This window comes from Pseudomonas sp. MF09156, assembly GCF_059862305.1.
Genome location: NZ_JCBCUR010000002.1, coordinates 695823 through 722809, shown reverse-complemented (window position 1 = coordinate 722809; position 26987 = coordinate 695823). Strand labels below are relative to the sequence as shown.

The following is a 26987-nucleotide window of genomic DNA, read 5'->3' as shown; positions in this document are numbered from 1 at the left end:
TGGAATTGCGTATGCTCAGACCATCTTTTGTTGCGCCCCTTGCCGGCTGCCTCCTGGCACTGGCCTGCGCGCAGGCGTTTGCAGCCCCTTCACCTTATTCAACCATGGTCGTTTTCGGCGATAGCCTGGCGGACGCGGGCCAGTTTCCCGATGGTCTGTCCGGTGCCACCCTGCGTTTTACCAACCGTACCGGTCCCACATTCCAGGGCGACTACGGCCTGGTTTCATCGACCCTGCTGGGCTCCAAACTGGGCGTGGCAGCGAACGACCTGAATGCCTCCACCTCGCCGGTTCGCGCGGCCCAAGGCTTGCCTGATGGCAACAACTGGGCGGTCGGCGGCTACCGTACCGACAACATCCTGGATTCCATCACCTCGCTATCCAACACGGCGATCCCTCCGGGCAATGCGGGCGCCGGCACGGTGTTGCGCAGCCGCCAGGGGTATCTGCCGGCAAACGGCGGACGCGCCGACCCCAACGCCCTGTATTTTCTGTCTGGTGGCGGCAATGACTTCCTGCAACAGCGCGTCCTCAGTCCAGGCCAAGCCGTTGCCGCAGGCGGGCGCCTGGCCGACAGTGCCCAGGCCCTGCAACAAGCCGGCGCGCGCTACATCATGGTGTGGATGCTGCCCGACCTGGGCCTGACACCCGCCATCAACGGCACGCCGCAGCAAGCTGCGACGTCCGCCCTGAGTAATATTTTCAACCAGGCATTGGTACAGCGCCTGTCGCAGATCGATGCCCAGATCATCCCGTTGAATATTCCACTGCTGTTGCAGGAATCCTTCGCCGACCCTGGCCGATTTGGCCTGGCGACCGGGCAGAACCTTACCGGCACCTGCTTCAGTGGCAACAGCTGCACCGCCAACCCGACCTATGGCATCGGCGGCACCAACCCGGACCCGACCAAACTGATCTACAACGACTCGGTCCACCCCACCGTCGCCGGGCAACGCTTGATCGCCGACTATGCCTATTCGCTGCTCGCCGCCCCCTGGGAGCTGACGCTGTTACCGGAAATGGCCCACGGCACCCTGCGCGCCCACCAGGATGAATTGCGCAACCAATGGCAGGCGGACAACGGCAACTGGCAGGCCGTGGGCCAATGGCGCGCAATTGTCGCCGGTGGTGGCCAGCGCCTGGACTTCGACGGTCAAGGCAGCTCCGCCAGTGGCGACGGCAGTGGCTACAACCTGAATGTCGGCACCAGCTATCGCCTCGACGACAGTTGGCGCGTAGGCGTGGCAGCCGGGCTGTATCGCCAGACGCTCGAAGCCGGCGCCAGCGACTCGGACTACAAGCTCAACAGCTACATGGGCAGCGCATTCGCCCAGTATCAGCACAACCACTGGTGGGCTGATGCCGCGTTGACCGGCGGCAGGCTGGACTTCGATAGCCTCAAGCGCAAGTTCGCCCTGGGCGTCAGTGAAAGCTCGGAAAAAGGCGACACCGACGGCTGGCTCTGGGCCTTGAGTGGTCGCGTGGGCTACGACATTGCCGGCGTCGGCAGCGATTGGCACCTGTCGCCGTTCATCAGCGCCGACTATGCGCGAGTCGAAGTCGATGGCTACGGGGAAAAAGGCAACCGCTCCACCGCGCTGACCTTTGATGATCAGCAACGCGACTCCAGGCGCCTGGGCGTTGGCCTGCAGGGTAGCTACCGCGTCACTCCGCAAACCCAGGTTTTTGGCGAAGTGGCTCACGAGCATGAGTTCGAGAATGACACCCAAAAGGTGAATATTTCGCTCAACAGCGTGCAGGGGATCGATTTCAAGCTGGACGGCTACACCCCCCGCAGCAACTCCGATCGCCTGAGCCTCGGGGTCAGCCACAAGCTCACCCAGGAGTTGGCACTGCGCGCGGCGTACAACGTGAGGAAGGATGACAGCCTGACCCAGCAAGGGGTCAGTGTCGGGGTGAGCCTGGATTTCTAAACCGGTCGTAAGAACAACATAAAGCTAATGTGGGAGCGGCAAGTCGAATCGTCGCACCGCCGCTCCCACACAAGCCCAATCCCACATTTAGATCGGGATCGACCGTCAGTCTTGCGGCGTCTGCTCGGCCAACGCCACCGCACGGAACATCGCTCGGCGCTTGTTCAGGGTTTCTTCCCACTCAAGGGCCGGCACCGAGTCGGCCACGATCCCGCCGCCCGCCTGGACGTGCAGTTCACCGTCCTTGATCACCGCCGTGCGGATCGCAATGGCGGTGTCCATGTTGCCATTCCACGCGAAATAACCCACGGCGCCGCCGTAGACACCACGCTTGACCGGCTCCAGTTCGTCGATGATTTCCATCGCGCGAATTTTCGGTGCGCCAGACAAGGTGCCCGCTGGCAGAATTGCGCGCAGCGCGTCCATGGCCGTCAGGCCGGCCTTCAGCTCGCCGGTGACGTTGGACACAATGTGCATCACGTTGGAGTAACGCTCGATCACCATTTTTTCGGTGAGCTTCACCGAGCCGATTTCCGAAACGCGCCCGGTGTCGTTACGCCCAAGATCGATGAGCATCAAGTGCTCGGCGATTTCCTTGTCGTCCGACAGCAGGTCCTCTTCGAGCGCCAGGTCGGCCTCTTCGGTCGCGCCACGAGGGCGCGTACCGGCAATCGGGCGCACGGTGATCAGGTTGTCTTCGACGCGCACCAGTACTTCCGGCGAACTGCCCACCACGTGGAAGTCACCAAAGTTGAAGAAGTACATATACGGCGTCGGGTTGAAGCAACGCAGGGCCCGGTACAAGTCGATGGGCGCCGCCTTGAAGTCGATGGACATACGCTGCGACGGCACCACTTGCATGCAGTCACCGGCGAGGATGTACTCCTTGATGGTATCGACCGCGCGCTCGTAGTCATCCTGGGTAAAGCTGGAACGGAACACCGGATCGGCCGCCGGTGGACGGCTGAGGTCCAGGCCGCGACGCGGGGTGATCGGCTGGCGCAGCTTGTCCAGCAGGGCTTCGAGGCTGGCCTGGCCTTGCTCGAACGCGTCGGCCTGGGCCGGGTCGGCGAGGACGATCGCGTGCATCTTGCCGGCCAGGTTGTCGAACACTACCACCGCGTCGGAAACCATCAGCAAGATGTCCGGCACGCCCAACGGATCGGGGTTCGGGCATTTGCCCAGGCGCTGCTCTACATAGCGCACGCAGTCGTAGCCGAAATACCCCACCAGGCCGCCATTGAAACGCGGCAGGCCAGGGATGGTCGGCACGTTGTAGCGCGCCTTGAAGGCTTCGACGAAGGCCAGCGGGTCTTGCACATCGTGGCTTTCGATCTCGATGCCGTCATGGGTGATGCTGACGTGATGGTCATGCACCCGCAGGACCGTGCGGCACGGCAGGCCGATGATCGAGTACCGGCCCCACTTCTCGCCGCCCTGTACCGATTCCAACAGATAGGAATTGGGCTCATCGGCCAGTTTCAGGTAGATCGACAGCGGTGTATCGAAGTCAGCCAGGGTTTCCCGGGCCATGGGGATGCGGTTGTAGCCGGCAGCGGCCAAACGCAGGAATTCTTCGCGGATCATGAGGTGCCTCGTGGCGTGAGGGTCTAACAGTCAGGTATGCAAACGTGCCGCAGCGCGGCCAGGATCAGTCAGGCGCGCCAACGCCAGCGGGCCAGGGCCTTGATGACTTTCATCCAGAGTTTGCGAGTGACCACCACGATGGGATTTCCAGAAGGGGATGGGACAGCGTCGGGCAACGTTATCTCAGCGCCCGCTCCCAAGCAACCGGGGATTAGCAGTCGCAGGTCATCAATGACCAGCGCCGGCGACTCTTCGGCGATCGGCCGGCCATGGTTGTAGCCGTAGCTCAAGGCCACGCACTTGACCCCCGCCGCTTTCGCCGCCAGCACATCACTGCGCGAGTCGCCGACAAACAGCGACTGGGAAGCCGGTATATTGGCCATTTTCATCACAAAGAACAGCGCCGCCGGGTCGGGCTTTTTCTGCGGCAGGGTATCGCCGCCGATGATCCAGCGGAAATACCGCCCGATCTTCATCTGGTCCAGCAACGGCGCGACAAAGCGCTCCGGCTTGTTGGTGATCAGGGCCATTTCCACGCCCTGCTTGTGCAGCCACTTGAGGGTGTCGCGCACGCCGGGGTAAACCACGGTCAGTTCGTGGCCGTCTTCGTAGGCCGCATTGAACAGTTCCAGCGCGTGCTCGGCTTCCACGTCATCGACGTCCTCGGCGTCGATATGGTTGGCCAAGGCACGGCGCACCAGCACCTGCACGCCGTTGCCGACCCAGTCGCGCACCGACTCGATACCGACCGGTTTGCGCCCCAGCTTGAGCAACATGTGATCCACCGCAGCCGCCAGGTCCGGCACCGAGTCGACCAGGGTGCCGTCCAGATCGAACATCACCAGCCGCGGCAATTGACCGGGGAACAGCTGCTCAAAACCGCTCATGGACGCGCCAGCGCCAGTTCTGCACGCATTTTGGCGATCACTTCCTGGTAGTCAGGAGTGTTGAAGATCGCCGAGCCGGCGACGAAGGTATCGGCGCCAGCCGCCGCGATGTCACGGATGTTGCTGACGTTGACCCCACCGTCGATCTCCAGGCGGATATCGCGGCCAGAGGCATCGATCAGCGCACGGGCTTCACGCAGTTTGTCGAGGGTGCCGGGGATGAACTTCTGCCCGCCAAACCCTGGGTTGACGCTCATCAGCAAGACCATGTCGACCTTGTCCATCACGTACTTGAGCGTGTCCAGCGGGGTCGCCGGGTTGAACACCAGCCCGGCCTTGCAGCCGCCTTCGCGGATCAGTTGCAGGGAACGGTCGATGTGCAGCGTGGCTTCCGGGTGGAAGGTGATGTAGGTCGCACCGGCTTCGATGAAGTCGCCGATGATGCGGTCCACCGGGCTGACCATCAGGTGCACATCGATGGGCGCGGTCACGCCGTACTTGCGCAGCGCCGCGCATACCATCGGGCCGATGGTCAGGTTCGGCACATAGTGGTTGTCCATGACATCGAAGTGTACGAAGTCGGCACCGGCGGCCAACACGTTGTCCACTTCTTCACCCAGGCGGGCGAAGTCGGCGGAGAGGATCGATGGAGCAATAACGAAGGGCTGCATGACGCACCTTTTCTGAGCTAAATCACGATGGCGCGCATTGTATACCTCATGCTTTGCTGCGCGCACCGTGACCTGACTCAATGGTTAGTAGGCGGCGCGGTAGATTTTCTCGATATCCGCCGCGCTCAGCTTGCGTGGGTTGTTGCGCATCAGGCGCTCGATTCCCGCCGCCTCTACCGCCATGGCCGGGATCGCATCCTCGGGCACGCCAAAGCTGCGCAGGCCGGAAGGGATCTCCACTGCGGCACACAGTCGCGTCATGGCCGCCACGGCCTGGTCCGCCGCATCGTTTACGCTCAAGCCCGTGACGTTCACCCCCATGGCCTGGGCGATATCCTGCATGCGCTCGACACAGGCCAGTTTGTTCCAGTGCATCACGTAAGGCAGCAGCAATGCGTTGCTCACCCCGTGGGCAATATTGAAACGCCCGCCCAACGGGTAGGCCAACGCATGCACCGCGCCCACCCCGGCATTGCCGAAGGCCATGCCGGCCATCAGGCTGGCGGTGGCCATATCGTCACGCGCCTGCAGGTTGGAAGGGTTGGCGTAGGCCTTGGGCAAGGCCTTGGCGATCAACTTGATCGCCCCGATAGCCAGGGCATCGGTGATCGGCGAAGCGTTCAGCGACAGATACGACTCGATGGCATGCACCAGGGCATCCACACCACTGGCCGCCGTGACACTGCGCGGGCAGGTCAGGGTCATTTGCGGGCTGATCAGCGCAACGTCCGGCAGTAGGTAGTCGCTGACGATGCCTTTTTTCAATTGCGCGGCCTTGTCCGAGAGAATCGCCACATTGGTCACCTCCGACCCGGTGCCGGCCGTAGTGGGAATGGCGATCAGCGGCGGGCCCTTGCGCGGCACCTGGTCCACCCCGAACAAATCCGCCAGAGCGCCGTGATACCCGGCATAGGCGGCGACGCTCTTGGCAATATCGATGGCACTGCCGCCGCCCACACCGATCAGGCCGTCATGCCCGCCTTCGCGGTACACCTGCATGCAGTCTTCGACGATGGCGATCTCCGGGTCGGGCAGTACCCGGTCGAAAATCTCAAAGGGGCGATCCCCCAACTGCGCCAACGCCAATTGCACCGTGCCGGACTTGACCAGTGCGGCATCGGTGACGATCAGCGGGTTATCGACATCCAGCCGGGTCAGCTCGGCGGCCAATTGCTCGATGGCACCTGGGCCGGTGAGCAATTTATGGGCGATCTTGAATGAGGAGATACTCATGTGCGCGGCCTCTTATAAAGTTGGGGGCTGGCACAAGAATAGCTGGGGAATGTGGGTTGTCTGCCATTCAGCGGCTGAATGGCCAGATCATTCAAAGCGAACCCGGTCAATGTAGGAGCTGGCTTGCCTGCGATGGCCTCGTACCGAGTCGAGGCCATCGCAGGCAAGCCAGCTCCCACAGATGATAGGGTTTCAGCAGTCAGACCTGTGCCGTACGCAGTTTTTCGCTGCGCCCACGCAGCCATTCCAGGGTCAGCAACAGCACCACCGAGAAGGCAATCAGCAGAGTCGCTGCAGCGGCAATGGTCGGGCTGAGGTTTTCGCGGATGCCGCTGAACATCTGCCGAGGCAAGGTGGCCTGCTCGGGCCCGGCGAGGAACAGCGTTACCACCACCTCATCGAACGAGGTGGCAAAGGCAAACAGCGCCCCGGAAATCACCCCCGGCGCAATCAGCGGCAGCGTCACCCGGCGAAACGCGGTCAGCGGCGATGCCCCCAGGCTGGCCGCTGCCCGCACCAGGTTATGGTTGAAGCCCTGCAACGTTGCCGACACGGTGATAATCACAAAGGGCACGCCCAGCACCGCATGCACCACGATCAGTGAAAAGAAGCTGTTGCCCAGCCCCAGCGGAGCGAAGAACAGGTAACTCGCCACGCCGATAATCACCACCGGCACCACCATCGGCGAAATCACCAGGGCCATCACCAGCGCCTTGCCGGGAAAATGCCCACGGGTCAGGCCGATGGCCGCCAATGTACCGAACACCATCGCCAGCACCGTGGCCGCCGGGGCAACGATGATGCTGTTTTTCAGGGCACGCATCCATTCCGCCGAGGCGAAGAAGTCCTGGTACCAGTGCAGCGAAAATCCCTGCAGCGGGTACACCAGGAAACTCCCCGAGTTGAATGACAGCGGGATGATCACCAGCACCGGCAGGATCAGGAACAACAGGATCAGGCCGCAGAGGATCCGCAAGCTGTAGAACCACACCCGCTCTATGGGTGACATATAAGGACTGCTGGACATGTCAGGCGCTCCTCAGCTCAGGCGCAGGCGGCTGGCGCCCACCAGCCAGTTGTAGATCAGGTACAGCACCACGGTCGCCAGCAGCAGCAAGCCGCCCAGCGCAGTGGCCATGCCCCAGTTGATGCTGGTGTTGGTGTAGAACGCCACGAAGTAGCTGACCATCTGGTCGTTAGGGCTGCCCAGCAGGGCCGGGGTGATGTAATAGCCAATCGCCAGGATAAACACCAACAGGCAGCCGGCACCGACGCCCGCGTAGGTCTGTGGGAAGTACACCCGCCAGAAACTGGCAAAGGGGTGACAGCCCAGCGAAATCGCCGCACGCATATAGGTCGGCGAAATACCCTTCATCACGCTGTAGATCGGCAAAATCATGAACGGCAACAGGATATGCACCATGGAGATGTAGACCCCAAGCCGGTTGAACACCAGCTCCAGGGGCTTATCGATAATGCCCAGGCTCATCAGCGCACCGTTGATCAAGCCGCCGGACTGCAGCAACACAATCCACGCGGCGACACGCACCAGTACCGAGGTCCAGAAGGGCAGCAGCACCAGGATCATCAACAGGTTGCTTTGCCGCGCCGGCAGGTTGGCCAGCAAGTACGCCAGCGGATAGGCCAGCAGCAGGCAACACACGGTAATCACCAGGCCCATCCAGAAGGTGCGGGCGAAGATATCGAGGTAGATCGCCTGGTCCGGGGTGGCCGGCGCGACTTCACCGAGGTCGTCGATCCGATGATCGACGGCCGCCAGCAGGTAATAAGGCGTAAGGCTGCTGGTGTTGCGGCGGATTGCCTGCCAGTACGCGGGGTCGCCCCAGCGTTCGTCGAGGTTCTCCAGCGCTTCTTTATAAGAGGCCGGCACTTCGCTAAACGGCAGCGCCCGCGCAGTTTTGGTCAACAGGCTGCGATAGCCCGCCAGTTCCATGTTCAGGCGCTTGGACAGGTCGCCCAAGGTCTGGTTTTTACGGGCTTCGCCCAGGTCCTCGCTGATAGCCTGATACACCGGCTCGTCGGGCAAGCCGCGACCATCCCAGGCGGTCACCGCCACCACGGTACGCGGCAAGCCGGCGACCACTTCCGGGTTACCGACGCTTTTGTAGAGCAACGCAACGATGGGCACCAGGAACACCAGCAGCAAAAACACCACCAGCGGCGCGATCAAGGCCTGGGCCTTCCAGCGGTTAAGCCGCTCGGCACGGGCCAGGCGCTGTTTCAAGCTGGGGGTGGTGACCTCGTTCGAGGGAACGGCGATGGCCATGGCAAACTCCGGAAAATCTACAGTTGAGACCCGTGTTAAAGGCCCCTTGTGGGAGCCGGGCTTGCCCGCGATGGCAGCGCCTCGGTGTGTCACGTCTACCGAGGTGATGCCATCGCAGGCAAGCCAGCTCCTACAGGGGTTTAGCGGTGGGGCTTATTACTTGGCAGCCCAGGAGTTGAAGCGCTGCTCCAACTGCTCGCCGTTATCCGCCCAGAAGCTCACATCGATCTGCACCTGGTTGGCGATGTTTTCCGGGGTGGTCGGCATATCCTTGAGGATGTCCTTGGCCAGCAACGGTACGGCCTGGGTATTGGCTGGGCCGTAGGCGATGTTTTCCGAATAGGTTTTCTGCTGTTGCGGTGCGACGGAGAAGGCGATGAATTTCTTCGCCGCCTCGGCGCGTTCCTTGCCCAGGCCCTTGGGGATCGCCCAGGCATCAAAATCGTAGACGCCGCCGTTCCACACCACTTTCAGGTTGCTCTCTTTCTGCACGGCAGCGATCCGGCCGTTGTAGGCCGAACTCATCACCACATCACCCGAGGCCAGGTACTGCGGCGGCTGGGCGCCGGCTTCCCACCATTGGATCGACGGCTTGAGCTCATCGAGTTTCTTGAAGGCACGGTCTTGGCCATCTTTGCTGGCCAGCACTTTGTAGACATCCTTGGGCGCTACACCGTCAGCCATCAGGGCAAATTCCAGGGTGTATTTGGCGCCTTTGCGCAGTCCACGCTTGCCGGGGAATTTCTGGGTGTCCCAGAAATCCACCCAGCCGCCTGGTGGCGCCTTGAGCTTGTCGGCGTTGTAGGCCAGCACGGTGGACCACACGAAGAAACCCACGCCGCAGGGCTGGATCGCGCCTTTCACGTAATCTTGCGTGTTGCCAAACAGTGCAGGGTCCAGCGGCTCGAACATGTCTTCGTCACAGCCACGGGACAGCTCCGGCGATTCGACTTCCACCAGGTCCCAGGACACGCTCTTGGTGTCGACCATGGCTTTGACCTTGGCCATCTCGCCGTTGTACTCGCCGGCGATGATCTTGCCGTGGCCCGCGCTTTCCCACGGGGCATAGAAGGCCTTGACCTGGGCCGCCTTGTTCGCGCCGCCAAACGACACCACCGTCAGGTCAGGACCTGCCATGACCTGTGAAGCACCCGCCAGGCCAATGGCCAGGGCGGTCAATTTCAGGGATCTCAACATTTATTGTTCTCTCCACGTGCAGGGTTGGATGAAGCCAAGGGGGCGATCAGTTCGCCTCTAGAAGTGGGTCGAGTGCGCGAACGTGCTCGACTTGCCAGCCAATCGGAACCACATCGCCGACCGTCAGCGCCGGGTCCAGCTCGGCGATCGGTTGTTTCACAAAGAAATCAGCCTTGCCGCAGACTTCCAGGCGCACACGTACGTGGTCGCCCAGGTAGATAAATTCGGCCACCCGACCCGAGAAGCGATTGCTGCAGCTTTCGCTGGAACCGTTGAGGCTGACCCGCTCCGGGCGCACCGACAGCGTCACCGGGCCACCGATCTGCCCGACATTCACCGCCAGCGCCTCGACCTTCTCGCCCCGCGCCAGCTCGACCACGCAGCGCTCGCCGGTGTGGCTGTGCAGGCGGCCGTTAAGGCGGTTGTTCTCGCCGATGAAGTTGGCGACGAAGGTGTTTTTCGGCTCTTCATACAAGGTGCGCGGCGGTGCGATCTGCTGGATCTCGCCCTGGTGGAACACCGCCACCCGGTCGGACATGGTCAGGGCTTCACCCTGGTCGTGGGTCACGTAGACCACCGTCACGCCGAGGCGCTGGTGCAGGTGCTTGATCTCCATCTGCATGTGTTCACGCAGCTGTTTATCGAGGGCACCGAGGGGTTCGTCCATCAGCACCAACTGCGGCTCGAACACCAGTGCGCGAGCCAAGGCCACCCGTTGTTGCTGGCCGCCGGAGAGCTGCGCCGGGTAGCGCTGGGCGAAGGCGTCGAGCTGGACCATGCTCAGCACGCGCTTGACCCGCTCGCTGACATCGGTCTTGCTCAAGCCGCGTACGGTCAGGGGGAACGCCAGGTTCTCGGCCACGGTCATGTGCGGGAACAGCGCGTAGTTCTGGAACACCATGCCAATGTCACGCTTGTGCGGCGGCACGTTGTTGATGGAGCGCCCGGCCAGGAGGATTTCCCCGGCGGTCGGCGTTTCAAAGCCCGCCAGCATCATCAGGCTGGTGGTCTTGCCCGAGCCGGACGGCCCCAGCAAGGTGAGGAACTCGCCTTTGCGAATGTCCAGGTTGAGGTCTTTGACGATCAGGTTCTCGCCGTCGTAGCTCTTTTGCACACCACGAAAGCTGACCAGCACATCATTTGAATCCACCTCGCTCATACCCGCACCTTTGTGTTTTGGACTGCTGTGGAGCTAGCGTAGTCCAGGAGCAAGCCCCCGGAAATCGGGGCGCAGGAGAGATTGGCATCAGCAGGGTGGAAGGTTCAGGGTAGGGATTGCCCTACACGGATGGCGGGCATGGGACAGTTGGGCGGCCAGGAGGACGCGACAAGCCGCAGGCATGGGCTGCGGGGTGCTGCCGGGGTGTCGCAAATAGATACGCCTCCCTGTAGGAGCCCGGCTTGCCGGCGATGGCGCCCTCAAGATAGCCACCACCGGCAAGCCGGGCGCCTACAGGAGTTTGTGCTCCATCGCGTACTTCACCAATTCTGCCAGGGAGGTAATGTTGAGTTTTTGCATCAACCGCGCCTTGTGGGTGCTGATGGTCTTGCTGCTCAGGGCCAGTTGCTGGGCGATATCGTTGACGTTGGCACCCTGGGCCAAACGCTCGAACACCGAGAACTCGCGCTCGGACAACAGCGAATGCAACGGCCGGGTGTCGGTGAGGCCGACTTCGAACACCATGCGGTCCGCCAGGTCCGGGTCGATATAGCGCCCGCCCGCGGCCACCTTGCGGATCGCCGTCAGCAATAGCGCCGGATCGCTGTCCTTGGTGGCGTACCCTGCCGCGCCGACCTTCAACGCCCGGGCGGCCATTTGCGCCTCGTCATGCATCGACAACACCAGGATGGCCGGTGGATTGTTCAGCGCACGGATCCGCGCAATCGCCTCCAGGCCGTTGACCCCGGGCATGGAAATGTCCAACAGCACCACCTCGCAAGGTGTATGGCGCAAGGCTTCCAGTAACTGCTCGCCGTTCCCCGCCTCGCCCACCACCAGCAGGTCCTTGGCCAGGCCGATCAACTGCTTGATGCCTTCACGGACGATGGTGTGGTCTTCGGCTACCAATACGCGGATCACGGCAATTTCCTCTCTCTATAGCGATTAAACGCCGACATTCAAAATGTGGGAGCAAGACCACAAGGGATCTATGGCGAATCCAACGGCACTGTAACGCTCAGGGTGGTGCCCTCCCCCAACTCGCTGTCGAGGGTCAACCGCCCGCCCATGATCAGCACCCGCTCGCGCATACCCACCAGGCCAAACGATACCGGGCGTCCCGGCGCGGGGACGAACCCTGCGCCATCATCGCTGATGGTCAGGCGCAGATTGGCGCCCTCCACCACCAGGGTCAGCTCCACAGTATGCGCCTGGGCATGGCGCATGACATTGGTCAGCGCCTCTTGCAGGATGCGGAACAGGCCGATGGCCTTGGCGTCGCTCAATGCCGGCAGATTATCCGGCACTTGCACCAGGCAAGGGATCTGCGTGCGCGCCTCGAACCGCCGCGCCTGCCATTCGATGGCCGAGGCGATCCCGGCGTCGAGAATCGGCGGGCGCAGCGCGGTGGCCACATCACGGACCAGTTGAAACAGCTGTGCGATCAAACGCTTCATACTGTTCAGGCGCTCGTGCAGGCCGGGGTCCAATTGCGCGTAGGCCAACTCGCACATGGACGTTTCCAGCTTCAGCACCGTGAGCATTTGCCCCAGCTCATCGTGGACTTCGCGGGCGATCCGCGCTTTCTCCTCCTCGCGCACGGTCTCCAGGTGGGCCGACAGCTCGCGCAGCTGCGCCCGCGAAGCGTCCAGTTCCAATTCGATGCGCTTGCTGTCGCTGATGTCCCAGACGATCCCGTCCCAGACCACCGCGCCATCCTCCAGGCGCCGCGTGACGGCCTTGATCTCGGCCCAGCGCTGCTCGCCTTGCCGAGTGAGGATGCGGCCCTGCCACGACCAGTTGCTCTCGGTGTCGATGGCCTGGTCCTGGGTCTGGTGATAACTGGCGCGATCATCCGGGTGTACCAGGCTGCGTAGCCCCACATCGCGGTGGCTGAGCACGGACGGCGAATAACCCACCAGGCGCTCGCTGCCTTCGCTGATGTAGGCAAAATCGATGGCAGCGCTCAACGGCAGGCGCTCCAGGCGAAACACCAACCCCGGCACATTGGCGGCGATGCCTTGCAGGCGCGCCTCACTTTCCTGCAACGCGGCCAAGGCCCGGCGGCGCTCGGTAACGTCGTTGAGGTACACCACCAGGTATTCGCCACCGGCAAAGCGCAGAAAACTCAGGGACACATCCGTGGGCAACAGGCTGCCATCCGCGCGCAGGCACTGGGTGGCAAAACTCTGCGGCCCGTCTTCACTGGCCCGGGCGCGTTTCCACAGGTTCAGCCAGCGGTCCATGCTCAAATTGGGTTCGAACTCGATCAACGGGCGTTCGATCAACGCGCCCGGGCCGTAGCCGAGCATCGCTTCGGCGGCGACGTTGGCGTAGCGCACATGGCTGTCCCAGTTGACCCAGAGGATGCCGACGGTGCTTTGATCGATGGAAAACTGGGTCAGGCGCAACGCTTCGGCGCCTGCGGCACGGGCAGCGCTTTCCTCGCGCGCGGCCAGCAACTGGTGCTCCAGGGCATGTTTTTGCCGACGCTGCCACACAGCAACCGCCAGGCACGCGAGCAACAACAGGCCCAGCAACAGGCTGAGGTTTTGCCAGAACCCCGGTGATTCCGACAGCCGTGGGTATTTGGCTTGCAGCCAACGGGCGTGCAATTGCTCCAGCTCACGGGCGGGAATGGCCCGCAGGCCGCTCTCGACAATGTCCGCCAAGGCCGGCCAGTCACGCCGGGTGGCCACCCGCAGCAATTGCGGCAAGCCAATATCACCCACCACCGCCAGGCTGGCGAACTCTGGCTCGACCGACAGCCGGCTCAACTGCGCCTCATCGATCACGGCATAGCGCGCCTGCTGGCTGACCAACAATTGCAGGGCCTGGCGCTCCAGGGGCACGCCTTGCAGGTTCAGGTTGGGGTAATTGCTGCGCAGGTAATCAGCCACGGCGCTGGGCATACGCACGGCGACCCTTGAGTGTTCGTCGAGTTTTTCCAGGTCCACCGCGCCGCTGCCGTCACGAATGCCGACGATGTGCTGGGGCACGCGCATATACGGGTCAGAAAACAACCACAGGCGCAGGCCAGCCGGGGTTTGCAGCAGGCCCGGCGCGAGGTCGACCGCGTCCTCGCGCAAGGCGTCCTCCAACTGTTCTTGCGTGGGGAAGTTGCGCCAGCTCAGCTCGATGTTCAACGCCTTGGCCAATGCCTGCATCAGCTCGACATTGGCCCCGGACAACCGCTGCAGGCGTCGGTCGTATTGCGCGTAAGGCGCCTGCAACACCACGCCGACCCGCAGTTGCGGGTGCTGCGCCAGCCACTCGCGCTGCTGGGGGGTGAGCACCGCCGGCGCCACCACGGACGCGGGCGCAGCACTTGCCATCAAGGGAAAGCACAGATAGCCGATAACCAGCAGACAGCGAAAAATCATCATTCACATCTCACATCCAACCCATTAGGCTGCCGGGATCACTTCTGGCCGGAATTGCACTATGCCCCTGCTTCACCGTTCGACACTGCCAGCATTGTGCCTGTCGCTCCTGTTTACCAGCACCTTTTGCGTGCAGGCGGCTGACACCGCGCCGGCTGCCGCCGAAAAGCCACCGCAACGCCAGCCTCTGCTCGAGCGCAGCCAGGAGGAAGCCAGCGCCCTGGAGCGACAACTGCCGCCCCAGGAGCAGCAGCAATTGCAGGCTGGCGACGAGTCATTCCTGGCCCTGTGGAAGCCGGCCAACAGCGCCGAGCCGCAAGGCGTGGTGATTATCGTCCCCGGCGCCGGGGAAACCGCTGACTGGCCGCAAGCCGTCGGGCCTTTGCGCCAGAAGCTGCCAGATGCCGAGTGGGGCAGCCTGAGCCTGTCATTGCCGGACCAGAGCCTGGACACCCTGGCGCCCCGAATCATCCAGGCCCCCGACTCGGCCGTCGACACCAGCAGCAAGGATGCCAGCACCGCCGCGCCCAAGCCGATCGAACAGGCCGCCAGCGCCGAAGCCGAAGGCACCGACCCGGCCGTGGTCCCCGGCGCGGATGAGCAGGACAAGACCGACGCGACCCGGATCTTCGCCCGCATCGATGCCGCCGTCGCCTATGCCCAGACCCAGAACGCCCGCAGCGTAGTGCTGCTGGGCCACGGCACCGGGGCCTGGTGGGCAGCGCGCTACCTGAGCGAAAAACAACCCGCGCAGGTGCAGAAATTCATTATGGTCGCGGCGCAAACGCCGATAGGCCGCCAACCGAACCTGCAACAGCTGGCGCCGACCTTGAAGCTGGCAACGGCCGATGTCTTCTACCAGGACAATGCCCAGGCCAGCAAAATGGCGCTGGAACGCAGCCAGGCGAGCAAGCGACTGAAAAATGACAACTATAAGCAGGTGTCGTTGAAGACTATCCCCGGCAATAGTTCAGCGGCCCAGGAACAGTTGTACCGGCGTATTCGCGGCTGGTTGAGCCCGCAAGGCAGCGGGACTTGACCCACCTCCCCTCGCCGCCAAGCCTGCTCCTGTAAGGTCAGCGGAAATCCCGCTGCTCACGGATCACCGTGTAGGCGCTATGCAGCTCGCGCGTACGCTCCGTAGCCTCGCGTACCTGCGCGGGGCTGGCGCCGCTGCCGGCGATCTTGTCCGGATGATGGCGACTGAGCAGTCGTCGGTAGGCACGCTTGATCACAGCCGGCTCTGTCGTGGCCGTCACCCCCAGAATCCGCAGGGCTTCCTGGTAGGTGCCACCACGAGTGGCCAGGGGTTTGCGCTCCGGCTCGTAGTCGTGGGCCAGGGCCTGGATCTGTTGCGGCGTCCACCCCAGCCACTTGCCCCAGAGGTCGATCAGGTCGCGCTCGGCGAGGCTGGCCTTGCCGTCGGCCCAGACCATGCGCCAGCAGGCACGCAGCACGCCTTCTGCGGCATGGGGCTGGGACTTGAGCACGCGCAGGTAACTGCGCACCCGATCGGTCCCCGACTTGCCCCGATTGAACGCCGCAATCGCCCGGCGCTGGGCCGGCTCGGTCATATCCAGCGCGCGCATCTCCACCCGCGCTTGCTGGATATGCCCGTCGACCACCCGCCCGTTGCTCTTGGCCAAACGGCCCAGCAACACAAACAGCAGTTCGTCGTTACGCAGCGCCGGACGGCCGCCCAGGCGCTCGCGCAGTTGCGCCCAACTGCGCAATTGCAGACGTCGATCCAGCGCCTGGCCCAATAGCGCACCCAGCATGGCCCCCGGAATACTGGCGATGGCAAACCCCGCCCCGGCGCCGATCAAAGTCCCTGGCCACAGCATCTTACTGGCCCACGGTCAGCAGGTTTTCTACCTGCGCCAGGCGCTCCAGCGTACCGACGTCAATCCAGCGTCCATCCATGTGTTCCCCCGAGACCAAGCCTTGAGCCATCGCTGCGCGCAACAAGGGCGCCAACTTGAAGGCACCGGCGCTGCAACCCGCAAACAGCTTGGGATGCAGCAGCGAAATGCCACTGAAGGTCAGGTTATCGGCATCGGGCGCTGCATCATGAAGCAAACCGTCCTTGATATAGAAATCGCCACCACTGGGGTGATGGGCCGGGTTGTCGACCATCACCAGGTGCGCCAGGCCGCTCAAGGGCTGCTTGAGGCGGGCAAAGTCGTAGTCGGTCCAGATATCGCCATTGACCACCAGGAACGGCTCGTCTCCCAGCAGGGGCAAGGCCTGGAAAATCCCGCCACCGGTCTCCAGCGGCTCGCCTTCGGGCGAATACTGGATGCGCACGCCGTACTGCGCGCCGTCCCCCAGGTAATGCTCGATTTGCTGGCCCAGCCAGGCATGGTTGATGACGATCTCGGTGAACCCCGCTTTCGCCAGCGCCTCCAGGTGGTACTCAATCAGGCGCTTGCCACCGGCCTGGACCAGTGGTTTGGGAGTGTGCAAGGTAAGCGGACGCATCCGCTCGCCCTTGCCGGCCGCCAGGATCATGGCCTTCATACGTGGGCCTCGGCCGGTTGGCGCAGGCTCGACAGCAACTCGCCAAGGTCGGCCAGTTCCGGCCGATCGGCCAGCACCGCTTCTATATAGGCAAAGAAGCGCGGCACGTCCGCCAGGTAGCGCGGCTTGCCATCACGGTGGCAGATACGCGCGAAGATACCGATGACCTTGAGGTGCCGCTGCACCCCCATCAAGTCGCTGGCACGCAGGAAGTCTTCAAAATCCGCCTGTACCGGAATGCCCAATTGGCCAGCACGCTGCCAATAGCCGCGCTGCCATTCGCGCACCCGTGCCTGGGGCCAACTGAGGAAGGCGTCCTTGAACAGGCAGGTGATGTCGTAGGTCACGGGGCCGTAGACCGCGTCCTGGAAGTCCAGCACGCCAGGGTTCGGTTCGCTGATCATCAGGTTGCGCGGCATGTAGTCGCGGTGCACCAGGACCTTGGGCTGGGCCAGGGCGCTGTCGATCAACAACTGGCTGACCCGCTGCCATAGGGCCGACTGCTGCGCATCGAACTCGATGCCCAGGTGCCGGCGCACGTACCACTCGGGGAACAACTCCAGCTCCCGGCGCAACAACGGCACGTCGTAGCTGGGCAAGCCGGCGTCCATCGGCAATTGCTGGAACGCCAGCAGCGCGTCGATGGCCTCGGCAAACAATTGGTCGGCATTTTCCCCGTCAATCACATCCAGGTAGGTGTTTTTGCCCAGGTCATTGAGCAAAAGAAAGCCTTGGGACAGATCCTCAGCAAAAATTTGTGGAACATTTATTCCTGATTTAGCCAACATTCGCGCGATATCGACGAAAGGTTTGCAGTTTTCCTGGGGGGGCGGAGCGTCCATCACGACAAATGTGCGACCTGCGCCCTCCCAACGGAAGTACCGTCTGAAACTCGCGTCGCTGCTGGCCGCAGTCAATGTAGCCGGGGGTACGGGGCCCCATCCCTGGGCAAGGAAAAGCTCGGGTAACTGCTGATCGAGCCACACTTTCAGGTGTTGCAAACGTAGATCTTGGTCGGGCATTACAAGGGTCTCCGACGGCGCTAGCCGTCAAGCGGGTCATGCTTTATTATCACGCATCTTGTGCGACACGCGTAGCGTGTCTCCAGGTTGGCGGTGAGACGTCACCGTCAATGGTTTTCCCTAAGAAAACCGATAGCCCGGTAGCCAATCCGGGAAACAAAACAGCCCAGGGGTCCCACTGCTTAGAAGGACTCGTTGTCGCTGCGGCGACAATAGCGAACCCCAAAGCCGCTTAGCACTCAGAAGCGCGGCTATGGTCCGAATTTCGGACTGGGAGTGCCTACTTCACTACTGATGAGGTCTCTATGCGGAAACGTCTAGCCCTTAAAGCTGATGTATCGGCAAGTCAGACAGATATCTCCAAAGCTCTCGATGACGTCTTGTATCGACTGACTTGGAAATTTGCGGGAATGATATCGGCCTTTACGGTCGTCATTATTTGCGCCGTCTTCTACATCAGATAGCGAATCCACTCAGGCCCTAGGCCTACCCTTGCGGGATGAATCCCCGCAGGGATTCCTCCTGCCTTAAAACAGGAGGAAATACTCTTTGAGCGTGCTGCCTTGCAGTCCTCCGCTCACATCAAACCGGAGACACGAGCGAAAACTCTGTCTGTCATTGTCCAACTATCTTATTTTGAGATAGCAGCGGACTCGTTGTGCGACCAACGATAGCCTAGGAAAACATGCGTCACTGGTAACGGTGGGGTGTGAAGCTTTTCCGACAATGTAGTCCCCATCAGGGTGTGCTTTTGCCGTGAGGCAAAGTACAGACGCTCGGAGCAGTACCGGGTCGAGACGCTAGGCTGGTTGGCATGGGTAACGTAAGTGAACTGCTGATAAACGCCGTAATGATAAACATGCCAAAACTGCTGTCAGGCATGGACCAAAAGGTATGGGGCCAGTTATTCCTGTGGGATGTGGGAATACGTCGCTACAAGGCCTCCGGTGAAAAGGCAGACCCTAAACCAATCGTGTGACAGGTAGGGAACGTGGTAAGCCCGTATGGCCGCCTTCGGGCAGGTGAACCGCAAGGGGATCTGTTGGCTGTGCGGGTATGGGATCGCAGAAAAAGCGAACGCCGAGCTGTAATGGCGCGGATAGGGGTTGGAACATTACCCCACGGGAAACCGGGCAGACTTCTGCGTGGTCTTTTATCGCATGAACGCTGAGTAAACCTGTCTCAATCATCTTCGAAGTCCGGCAGTAATGGGCTTCTTATTCATCCACTCCTGACGGGAGCGTCCATTCCCGTCAGGGGATGCGTACGTCTTCTGCTCGGGAAACTTGAGAGGAAGGCAGCATGTTAGTACCTAGCCAACTGGCCGGGTCTGCGCCTTCCGGCGTTCCGCAGCATTGGCATGACATCGATTGGTGTCGTGTGCAGCAGAACGTACGGGCGATGCAGATACGGATTGCGAAGGCTTGTCGGGAAGGCAACTGGCGCCGGGTGAAAGCCCTGCAACGGATGTTAACCCGCTCTCGTTCGGCCAGATACTTGGCCATACGGCGAGTCACTGAAAACCAGGGCAAGCGCACGGCGGGAGTCGACCGCGTGCTCTGGGATACACCCGATGCCAAATGGAAAGCGGCAAATGGGTTGAAGCGCCACGGGTATAAGCCACGGCCACTACGGCGTGTGTTTATCCCGAAATCGAATGGAAAAGAACGCCCTCTGGGCATTCCAACCATGACTGACAGAGCTATGCAGGCGCTATACCTGCTAGCCCTGGCACCTATCGCTGAGACCACCGGCGATCCAAACAGCTACGGCTTTCGGATCGAACGCTCCACGGCGGATGCGATGGGACAGTTGTTCGTTTGTCTATCCAAGAAGGCTTCGGCCCAATGGGTATTGGAAGCGGACATCAAAGGCTGCTTTGATCACATCAACCATGACTGGCTGATCGAAAATGTCCCAACGGACAAAGAAATCCTCCGAAAATGGTTGAAAGCTGGAGTGATTCACAAAGGCCAGCTACAGGCAACGAATGCCGGTACACCACAGGGCGGGATTATCTCGCCCACCTTGGCTAATTTGGTGCTGGATGGACTGGAATCACAGCTCAAGCAACATCTGGGCGTGACGAAGGCGAAGAAGCTGAAAATTAACGTGGTGCGATATGCGGATGATTTTGTGATTACCGGTAGCTCGAAAGAGATGCTCGAAAATGAGATCAAACCTTGGGTTGAGCAGTTTCTCGCGGTGCGAGGATTGCAGCTGTCGCTTGAGAAAACCCACGTCGTCCACATAGATGAAGGCTTCGACTTCCTTGGTTGGAATTTCCGCAAATACGGCGGAAAACTCCTGATCAAACCTGCCAAAAAGAACGTGAAAGCGTTCTATAGGAAGGTAAAAGAGGTCATCAGCACTAACAAAGCGGTGAAACAGGAGGAGTTGATCCGCCTGCTTAATCCGATACTGCGAGGCTGGGCGCTGTATCACCAGCCTGTGGTCGCCAAGAAGGCGTACAGCCGCATGGACCACCAAATATTCCAAGCGCTTTGGCGTTGGGCGAAAAGGCGGCACCCAAACAAAAGTCTCGATTGGGTAAGGGAGAAGTATTTCCAAACCTACGAAAATCGAAGCTGGGTGTTTGCCACCACGGTCATAACGGAGTCAGGAGGCAAAGAGGCAATTCGGTTATACGCCCTAGAGGCCACGCCGATTGAGAGGCACAGGAAGATCAGCGGGGATTTCAATCCGTTTGATCCCTCTATGGAAGAAATGGGAGAGGCATTGCGGATGTCCCGGATGCTCGGGAAATTGAAGTACCGCAAACAAATTCTTCATCTATTTCAATCCCAAAAAGGACTGTGCGTACTATGCAAAAGCCCAATATCTAGGGAGACTGGGTGGCACGACCACCACATCATTTATCGCTCACAAGGCGGTGGTGACTCGCTGGACAACCGGGTACTATTGCATCCCATTTGCCACCAGCAGCTTCACGCTCGTGGACTAACAGTGTACAAACCGGCTCCCCCAAGGGGGGGCTTCGTAAAGACTTGAGCCGTATGCGCTGAAAGGCGCACGTACGGTTTTTAGGGGGGAGCAGACCAGAAATGGTCTGTTCCTACCCAACTTTCAGACCATCGAGAGGCGTGCGGCCCACACCGCGGGCAGATGGCACGCAGGAAGCCCGGACTAATAAGATGGCATTGAAATCCCCCGCGTTTCGTAGAAAATTTCCGTTGCTGGTAACCGGCAGTCTGCTGGCCATGCAACCTTTCGCCACCTCATTCGTGGTCGCCGCGGAACAGTATGACTGCTCAGTCTCTGCTTCGGGTGCCTGGGATTGCGCGCCAAAAGCCAGCGCAGCCCCTTTGCCACCGCGTCCGGTGCATGACGGCAGTGCCGTCAGCTCGGCCAACGGCACGCCGCAAGGCGAAGCTGGCGGTGCCGAAGCCGTGCCGCAGACCAAGCTGGTCACCGAATCCAAGGGCCGTGGCCTGCGCTCGCGTAGCGCCGACTACAGCCACCTGGACTGGGTCCCTCGCGAGAAACTCACCGCCGCGCAACTGGCCGAAACCGGTCCTTATTGCGCCGGTGCGTACATCGAGCCGATCCGTCCTGGCATGAACGACAAGACGGACAAGAGCGACGCGCCGACCTTCATCGGTGCCAAGGCCTCTCGTTACGAGCAGGAAACCCAAGTCGCAACCCTGGCCGGTGACGTGGTCATGCGCCAGGGCAGCATGCAGGTCGAGGCCGACGAGGCCAGCCTGTACCAGGCCGAGAACCGTGGCGAGCTGAACGGCAAGGTGCGTCTGCGCGACAATGGCGCGCTGATCGTCGGCGACCACGCCCAGGTCCAGTTGGACACGGGTGCGGCCCAGATCGACAACGCCGAATACGTGATGCACAAATCGCGCATCCGCGGTAACGCGCTGTACGCCAAACGTGCCGAAAACGCGATCATCCGCCTCAAGGATGGTACCTACACCACCTGCGAGCCGGACAGCAACGCCTGGCAACTGCGCGGCAACAACATCACGTTGAACCCGGCCACCGGCTTCGGTACGGCGACCAACGCGACGTTGCGGGTCAAGAACATCCCGATCCTGTACACCCCGTACATCTACTTCCCGATTGACGATCGTCGTCAGTCCGGCTTCCTGCCGCCGAGCTTCAGCTCGGGTGGGGAAAGTGGCTTTACGCTGGTGACACCGTACTACTTCAACCTGGCGCCGAACTACGATGCCACGCTGTACCCGCAATACATGACCAAGCGCGGCATGTTGATGGAAGGCGAATTCCGCTACCTCACCAAGTCCAGCGAAGGTCAGTTCGGCGGCGCGTACCTGAACGATGACAGCGACGAGCGGAAGAAACAGAGCGACTACAACAAAACCCGCTATATGCTCAATTGGCAGCATAAGGGTGGGTTGGATTCGCGGCTGTTGACTCAGATCGACTACACCAAGATCAGCGATCCGTTCTACTTCCAGGATCTGAAGTCCAATCAGATTGGCGTTGAGTCTCGTGAGTTCGTCAACCAGCAAGGTGCTGCCAGCTATCGCGGCGATACCTATACCGCTCAGTTGAATTTGCAAGCCTACGAGCTGGCGACGATCTCCCAGATCACTCCGTACAACCGGTTGCCGCAGTTAACCATCAATGGTGCACTGCCTTACCGTCCTGGTGGGCTGTACTTTGCTTATGACGCCGAGGCTGTCCGGTTTGATCGGGATTTGAGGACTGGCAATATCTTCAATAAAGATGGAGGCCCGCTCCCCAACGGCGAACCCCGTCTGGACACCTACGTGAGAGGCCTGACCCGTGCAAACGGCACGCGCTTGAACGCAGCACCAAGCGTATCGTTGCCGATGACCTCGAGTTACGGTTTCATCACGCCAAAGCTCAAGTACGCCTACACCAAATACGATCTTGATCTCGACGGCGCCGGCAAACAGCAAATGATTGACGCGGGCCAGAAATTCAAGAGCTCGCAAGATCGCTCCATTCCAATCGCCAGTGTCGATAGCGGGCTATTTTTCGACCGCAGCACCCAGTGGTTCGGCAAGGATTACACCCAAACCCTGGAACCGCGCCTGTTCTATCTCTATGTTCCAGAGAAAGACCAGTCCGATATCCCGGTATTCGATAGCAGCGAAACCACGTTCAACTACAACTCGCTGTTCCGCGACAACCGTTTCTCGGGCACTGACCGGATCGGCGACGAAAACAAACTGTCCCTGGGCGTGACCAGCCGCTGGATCGAAGAAAACGGCTTTGAGCGTCAGCGTGTGGCCATCGGCCAGGCGCTATACTTCAAGGACCGCGAGGTTCAACTGCCTGGCATCGTAGCCGCCGACCGTGCCGACTCGCAGTCGGACGTCTCGCCAATTGCCCTGGACTACGAGTTCCGCTTCAACCGCGACTGGCGCGCTACTGCCGACTACAACTGGGACACTGAAAACCACACTCCTCGTTCCGGCAGCGCGATGTTCCACTATCAGCCAGAAGACAACCCGAACAAGGTTATCAACGTTGGCTACCGCTATCGCAACGACCAGGTCGTCTACAACCAGCTGACCGGCAAATGGCAGTTTGGCGGCGATTACGGCACCGAAGGGCAGCCAGGTTTCGAGAAGGATTACTACAAAATCCAGCAACACGACTTCTCGATGATGTGGCCGATCGTTCCGCAGTGGAACCTGATCACCCGCTGGCAGTATGACTACGCACGCAACCGTACCCTGGAAGCCTTTGGTGGTTTCGAGTACGACAACTGCTGCTGGAAACTGCGCGTGATCAACCGTTATTGGGTTTCCAACGACGAATACACCCAGATCGCCCCGCAGAACGAAAAAGGCGACCACGGGCTCTTCCTCCAAATCGTCCTCAAAGGACTCGGCGGCCTGACTGGCGCCAAGGTAGAGAGCTTCCTCGACAAAGGCATCCAAGGTTATCGTGAACGTGAAGATCAAGCTTTCTGATTGTCTGCGCCCGCTGATGCTGGGCGCGCTGTTCTTGGGTACTGCAGCGGCACACGCTGCAGTGCAACCGTTGGACAAGGTCGTGGCCATCGTCGATAACGACGTGATCATGCAGAGCCAACTCGACCAACGGGTCAAGGAAGTTCAGCAAACCATCGCCAAGCGTGGCGGTGGCGTGCCACCGACCAGCGTCCTGGACCAGCAGGTGCTGGAACGCCTGATCGTCGAAAACCTGCAATTGCAGATTGGCGACCGTTCCGGCATCCGTATCACCGACGAAGAGCTGAACCAGGCCGTCGGCACCATCGCTCAACGCAACAACATGAGCATTGATCAGTTCCGCGCGGCCCTGGCCCATGACGGTTTGTCCTATGAGGACGCCCGTGACCAGATCCGCCGCGAAATGATCATCAGCCGTGTGCGCCAGCGCCGTGTGGCCGAACGCGTGCAGGTATCGGAGCAGGAAGTGAAGAACTTCCTGGCCTCGGACCTGGGCAAGATGCAGCTCTCCGAAGAACTGCACCTGGCCAATATCCTGATCCCGACGCCAGACAGCGCCAACGCCGAGCAGCTCAACGCCGCAGCGGCCAAGACCCAGGCGATCTATGACCGTCTCAAGGCCGGTGCTGACTTTGCGCAGATGGCCATTGCCCAGTCCGGCAGCGACAACGCCCTCGAAGGCGGTGATATGGGCTGGCGTAAAGCCGCTCAACTGCCACCACCGTTTGACCGCGAGTTGAGCGCCATGGAAGTGGGTGGCATCACCCAACCTGCGCGCACCCCTGGCGGCTTCATCATTCTGAAGTTGCTGGAGCGTCGCGGCGGTGAGGCTTCGTTGAAGGACGAAGTGCATGTCCGTCACATCCTGGTCAAGCCAAGTGAAATCCGCACCGAGGCTCAAACCAAGGAGCTGGCGCAAAAGATCTATGAGCGCATCGAAGGCGGTGAAGACTTCGCCACCCTGGCCAAAAGCTTCTCGGAAGACCCGGGTTCTGCCCTCAACGGCGGCGACCTGAACTGGATCGACCCACGAGCCCTGGTGCCCGAGTTCCAGCAAGTCATGAACGATACGCCGCAAGGCGTGCTGTCCAAGCCGTTCAAGACCCAGTATGGCTGGCACGTCCTGGAAGTCCTTGGCCGCCGCGCCACCGACAACACCACCCAGGCCCGTGAGCAGCAAGCACTGACCGTACTGCGTAACCGCAAATACGACGAAGAGCTGCAAACCTGGCTGCGTCAGATCCGTGACGAAGCCTACGTGGAAAACAAGCTACCTGGCGCCGACACAACAGGCACCGACCAGGCAGCCCAGTGAAACCCCAGCGTTTCGCGTTGACACCCGGCGAGCCGGCCGGCATAGGTCCAGACCTGTGCCTGCTGCTCGCCGCGCAAGCCCAGCCTCATCCCCTGATTGCCGTTACCAGCCGTGACCTGCTCCTTGAGCGGGCCACGCAACTGGGCGTGGCTGTCGACTTGCTGCCCGTTTCGCCGGGCAACTGGCCCGACCAACCGGCACCCGCGGGCAGCCTGTACGTGTGGGACACCCCGCTGCAGGCCAAGGTGGTCGCCGGGCAGTTGGACAAAGCCAACGCCGCCTTCGTCCTGCAAACCCTGACCCGCGCCGGACAAGGCTGCATCGACGGTGACTTCGCCGGGATGATCACGGCGCCGGTGCATAAAGGCGTGATCAACGAAGCCGGTATCGCCTTTTCCGGCCATACCGAGTTCCTTGCCGAGCTGACCCACACCGAACAGGTGGTGATGATGCTGGCAACCCGTGGCCTGCGCGTGGCACTGGTGACCACTCACCTGCCCTTGCGCCAGATTGCCGATGCCATCACGCCAGAGCGCCTGGAACGCGTCACGCGCATCCTGCACGCTGACCTGCAACAGAAATTCGGCATCGCCCAGCCGCGAATCCTCGTGTGCGGCCTCAACCCCCACGCGGGTGAAGGCGGCCACCTGGGCCATGAAGAAATCGACATCATCGAACCCACACTAGAGCGTCTGCGCCAAGAAGGCATGGACCTGCGTGGCCCATTGCCCGCCGACACTCTGTTTACCCCCAAATATCTGGAGCACTGCGATGCAGTGCTGGCGATGTACCATGACCAGGGGCTGCCCGTGCTGAAATACAAAGGTTTCGGCGCCGCAGTCAACGTGACCCTGGGCCTGCCGATCATCCGCACCTCCGTCGACCATGGCACCGCCCTGGACCTGGCGGGCAGCGGCAAGATCGATACCGGCAGCCTGCACGTGGCCCTGGAAACCGCCTATCAGATGGCCGAGACCCGTATATGACCGAGCATTACCAACACCGGGCGCGCAAGCGCTTCGGGCAAAACTTCCTGCACGATGCCGGCGTTATCGACCGCATCCTGCGCTCCATCCATGCCAAGCCCGAAGACCGCCTGCTGGAAATCGGCCCGGGCCAGGGCGCGCTGACCCAGGGCCTGCTCAATAGCGGTGGCCAACTGGATGTGGTTGAGTTGGACAAGGACCTGATCCCTATCCTCAACCAGCAATTCGCCGGCATGCCCAACTTCAACCTGCACCAGGGCGATGCGCTGAAGTTCGACTTCACCAGCCTCAATGCCGCGCCCAACAGCCTGCGTGTGGTTGGCAACCTGCCTTACAACATCTCCACGCCGCTGATCTTTCACCTGCTGAACAACGCAGGGATCATCCGCGACATGCATTTCATGTTGCAGAAGGAAGTGGTCGAGCGCCTGGCGGCCGGCCCTGGCGGCGGCGATTGGGGTCGCCTGTCGATCATGGTCCAGTACCACTGCCGGGTCGAGCACCTGTTCAATGTGGGTCCGGGCGCGTTCAACCCGCCGCCAAAAGTCGACTCGGCCATTGTGCGCCTGGTGCCACACGCGGTTCTTCCGCACCCGGCCAAGGATCATCGCCTGCTGGAACGAGTGGTACGCGAAGCCTTCAACCAGCGTCGCAAGACCCTGCGCAATACACTCAAGGCATTGCTGAGCAACGCCGAGATCGAAGCCGCCGGTGTCGACGGCAGCCTGCGCCCGGAGCAGTTGGACCTCGCCGCGTTTGTACGCCTGGCGGACCAGCTAGCGATTCAGCCTGCACCCGCTGCCGACTGACCCATCGCCGGCAAGCCGGTTCCTACAAGGGTGGACATCAGGTCATACAGCATGT

The 26987-nt window shown here is 61.3% G+C and carries 20 protein-coding genes; 7 read left to right on the top strand and 13 right to left on the bottom strand.

The window, feature by feature from the left end; genetic code table 11:
• Positions 1–11 precede the first annotated feature (11 nt).
• Positions 12–1934, top strand: a complete 1923-nt coding sequence (estP, locus tag AC19YY_RS09090) for an esterase EstP (protein ID WP_170042262.1) — start codon at positions 12–14, stop codon at positions 1932–1934.
• Between the two features lie 105 nt (positions 1935–2039).
• On the opposite strand, the gene trpE is transcribed toward estP, so the two are convergent.
• The 10 genes from trpE to AC19YY_RS09040 form a co-directional block, all read right to left on the bottom strand.
• A complete protein-coding gene (trpE, locus tag AC19YY_RS09085; protein WP_169953826.1) occupies positions 2040–3521 on the bottom strand; it encodes an anthranilate synthase component I in 1482 nt (493 codons plus the stop codon).
• Between the two features lie 68 nt (positions 3522–3589).
• On the bottom strand, positions 3590–4408 hold the full coding sequence (locus AC19YY_RS09080) for a phosphoglycolate phosphatase (RefSeq protein ID WP_170057653.1): 819 nt from the start codon (positions 4406–4408) through the stop codon (positions 3590–3592).
• Positions 4405–5079, bottom strand: coding sequence for a ribulose-phosphate 3-epimerase (gene rpe / locus AC19YY_RS09075; RefSeq protein ID WP_169953824.1), 675 nt, complete (start codon positions 5077–5079; stop codon positions 4405–4407). The genes AC19YY_RS09080 and rpe overlap by 4 nt, the downstream gene beginning before the upstream one ends.
• An 84-nt stretch (positions 5080–5163) precedes the next feature.
• Positions 5164–6312: an iron-containing alcohol dehydrogenase gene (locus AC19YY_RS09070; protein WP_169953823.1), complete on the bottom strand. Its 1149-nt coding sequence runs from the start codon at positions 6310–6312 to the stop codon at positions 5164–5166.
• A gap of 199 nt (positions 6313–6511) precedes the next feature.
• Entirely contained in the window at positions 6512–7339 is an 828-nt protein-coding gene (locus AC19YY_RS09065) for an ABC transporter permease (protein WP_029296783.1), read from the bottom strand.
• A 12-nt stretch (positions 7340–7351) separates the two neighbouring features.
• Positions 7352–8599: an ABC transporter permease gene (locus AC19YY_RS09060; RefSeq protein WP_169953822.1), complete on the bottom strand. Its 1248-nt coding sequence runs from the start codon at positions 8597–8599 to the stop codon at positions 7352–7354.
• A gap of 156 nt (positions 8600–8755) precedes the next feature.
• Positions 8756–9796 (bottom strand): ABC transporter substrate-binding protein, encoded by a 1041-nt coding sequence (locus tag AC19YY_RS09055; RefSeq protein WP_500604079.1) that lies wholly within the window; start codon positions 9794–9796, stop codon positions 8756–8758.
• Between the two features lie 46 nt (positions 9797–9842).
• Entirely contained in the window at positions 9843–10955 is a 1113-nt protein-coding gene (locus AC19YY_RS09050; RefSeq protein WP_029296791.1) for an ABC transporter ATP-binding protein, read from the bottom strand.
• Positions 10956–11246: 291 nt separating this feature from the next.
• The gene (locus tag AC19YY_RS09045; RefSeq protein WP_169953820.1) at positions 11247–11876 is read right to left on the bottom strand and encodes a response regulator; all 630 of its coding nucleotides are present in this window, start codon (positions 11874–11876) and stop codon (positions 11247–11249) included.
• Between the two features lie 68 nt (positions 11877–11944).
• On the bottom strand, positions 11945–14338 hold the full coding sequence (locus tag AC19YY_RS09040; RefSeq protein WP_500604090.1) for a PAS domain-containing sensor histidine kinase: 2394 nt from the start codon (positions 14336–14338) through the stop codon (positions 11945–11947).
• Between the two features lie 61 nt (positions 14339–14399).
• Between AC19YY_RS09040 and AC19YY_RS09035 the strand changes: the two genes are divergently transcribed.
• A complete protein-coding gene (locus tag AC19YY_RS09035) occupies positions 14400–15377 on the top strand; it encodes an alpha/beta hydrolase family protein (protein WP_492633808.1) in 978 nt (325 codons plus the stop codon).
• A 37-nt stretch (positions 15378–15414) separates the two neighbouring features.
• On the opposite strand, the gene AC19YY_RS09030 is transcribed toward AC19YY_RS09035, so the two are convergent.
• The 3 genes from AC19YY_RS09030 to AC19YY_RS09020 are packed head-to-tail and all read right to left on the bottom strand — an operon-like array spanning position 15415 to position 17880.
• A complete protein-coding gene (locus AC19YY_RS09030) occupies positions 15415–16182 on the bottom strand; it encodes a DnaJ domain-containing protein (protein WP_169953818.1) in 768 nt (255 codons plus the stop codon).
• A gap of 1 nt (position 16183) precedes the next feature.
• Positions 16184–16858, bottom strand: a complete 675-nt coding sequence (gene murU / locus AC19YY_RS09025; RefSeq protein ID WP_169953817.1) for an N-acetylmuramate alpha-1-phosphate uridylyltransferase MurU — start codon at positions 16856–16858, stop codon at positions 16184–16186.
• A complete protein-coding gene (locus tag AC19YY_RS09020) occupies positions 16855–17880 on the bottom strand; it encodes an aminoglycoside phosphotransferase family protein (RefSeq protein WP_170057650.1) in 1026 nt (341 codons plus the stop codon). The genes murU and AC19YY_RS09020 overlap by 4 nt, the downstream gene beginning before the upstream one ends.
• A gap of 1302 nt (positions 17881–19182) precedes the next feature.
• On the opposite strand from AC19YY_RS09020, the gene ltrA reads away from it, so the two are divergent.
• The 5 genes from ltrA (at position 19183) to rsmA (ending at position 26932) form a co-directional block, all read left to right on the top strand.
• Entirely contained in the window at positions 19183–20892 is a 1710-nt protein-coding gene (gene ltrA / locus AC19YY_RS09015) for a group II intron reverse transcriptase/maturase (protein ID WP_033938807.1), read from the top strand.
• A gap of 143 nt (positions 20893–21035) precedes the next feature.
• Positions 21036–23822, top strand: a complete 2787-nt coding sequence (locus tag AC19YY_RS09010) for an LPS-assembly protein LptD (RefSeq protein WP_170057649.1) — start codon at positions 21036–21038, stop codon at positions 23820–23822.
• Complete coding sequence (locus AC19YY_RS09005) at positions 23803–25137, top strand: peptidylprolyl isomerase (protein WP_169953814.1); 1335 nt, start codon at positions 23803–23805, stop codon at positions 25135–25137. Before AC19YY_RS09010 ends, AC19YY_RS09005 begins: the two co-directional genes overlap by 20 nt.
• Positions 25134–26123, top strand: coding sequence for a 4-hydroxythreonine-4-phosphate dehydrogenase PdxA (gene pdxA / locus AC19YY_RS09000; RefSeq protein WP_169953813.1), 990 nt, complete (start codon positions 25134–25136; stop codon positions 26121–26123). Before AC19YY_RS09005 ends, pdxA begins: the two co-directional genes overlap by 4 nt.
• A complete protein-coding gene (gene rsmA / locus AC19YY_RS08995; protein WP_169953812.1) occupies positions 26120–26932 on the top strand; it encodes a 16S rRNA (adenine(1518)-N(6)/adenine(1519)-N(6))-dimethyltransferase RsmA in 813 nt (270 codons plus the stop codon). Before pdxA ends, rsmA begins: the two co-directional genes overlap by 4 nt.
• Positions 26933–26987: the final 55 nt, after the last annotated feature.

Bases quoted from the DNA above. Each gene is read 5' to 3' on its own strand.
- estP (WP_170042262.1), top strand. From the start codon at position 12: ATGCTCAGACCATCTTTTGTTGCGCCCCTTGCCGGCTGCCTCCTGGCA.
- trpE (WP_169953826.1), bottom strand. From the start codon at position 3,521: ATGATCCGCGAAGAATTCCTGCGTTTGGCCGCTGCCGGCTACAACCGC.
- AC19YY_RS09080 (WP_170057653.1), bottom strand. From the start codon at position 4,408: ATGAGCGGTTTTGAGCAGCTGTTCCCCGGTCAATTGCCGCGGCTGGTG.
- rpe (WP_169953824.1), bottom strand. From the start codon at position 5,079: ATGCAGCCCTTCGTTATTGCTCCATCGATCCTCTCCGCCGACTTCGCC.
- AC19YY_RS09070 (WP_169953823.1), bottom strand. From the start codon at position 6,312: ATGAGTATCTCCTCATTCAAGATCGCCCATAAATTGCTCACCGGCCCA.
- AC19YY_RS09065 (WP_029296783.1), bottom strand. From the start codon at position 7,339: ATGTCCAGCAGTCCTTATATGTCACCCATAGAGCGGGTGTGGTTCTAC.
- AC19YY_RS09060 (WP_169953822.1), bottom strand. From the start codon at position 8,599: ATGGCCATCGCCGTTCCCTCGAACGAGGTCACCACCCCCAGCTTGAAA.
- AC19YY_RS09055 (WP_500604079.1), bottom strand. From the start codon at position 9,796: ATGTTGAGATCCCTGAAATTGACCGCCCTGGCCATTGGCCTGGCGGGT.
- AC19YY_RS09050 (WP_029296791.1), bottom strand. From the start codon at position 10,955: ATGAGCGAGGTGGATTCAAATGATGTGCTGGTCAGCTTTCGTGGTGTG.
- AC19YY_RS09040 (WP_500604090.1), bottom strand. From the start codon at position 14,338: ATGATTTTTCGCTGTCTGCTGGTTATCGGCTATCTGTGCTTTCCCTTG.
- AC19YY_RS09035 (WP_492633808.1), top strand. From the start codon at position 14,400: ATGCCCCTGCTTCACCGTTCGACACTGCCAGCATTGTGCCTGTCGCTC.
- AC19YY_RS09030 (WP_169953818.1), bottom strand. From the start codon at position 16,182: ATGCTGTGGCCAGGGACTTTGATCGGCGCCGGGGCGGGGTTTGCCATC.
- murU (WP_169953817.1), bottom strand. From the start codon at position 16,858: ATGAAGGCCATGATCCTGGCGGCCGGCAAGGGCGAGCGGATGCGTCCG.
- AC19YY_RS09020 (WP_170057650.1), bottom strand. From the start codon at position 17,880: ATGCCCGACCAAGATCTACGTTTGCAACACCTGAAAGTGTGGCTCGAT.
- ltrA (WP_033938807.1), top strand. From the start codon at position 19,183: ATGTTAGTACCTAGCCAACTGGCCGGGTCTGCGCCTTCCGGCGTTCCG.
- AC19YY_RS09010 (WP_170057649.1), top strand. From the start codon at position 21,036: ATGGCATTGAAATCCCCCGCGTTTCGTAGAAAATTTCCGTTGCTGGTA.
- rsmA (WP_169953812.1), top strand. From the start codon at position 26,120: ATGACCGAGCATTACCAACACCGGGCGCGCAAGCGCTTCGGGCAAAAC.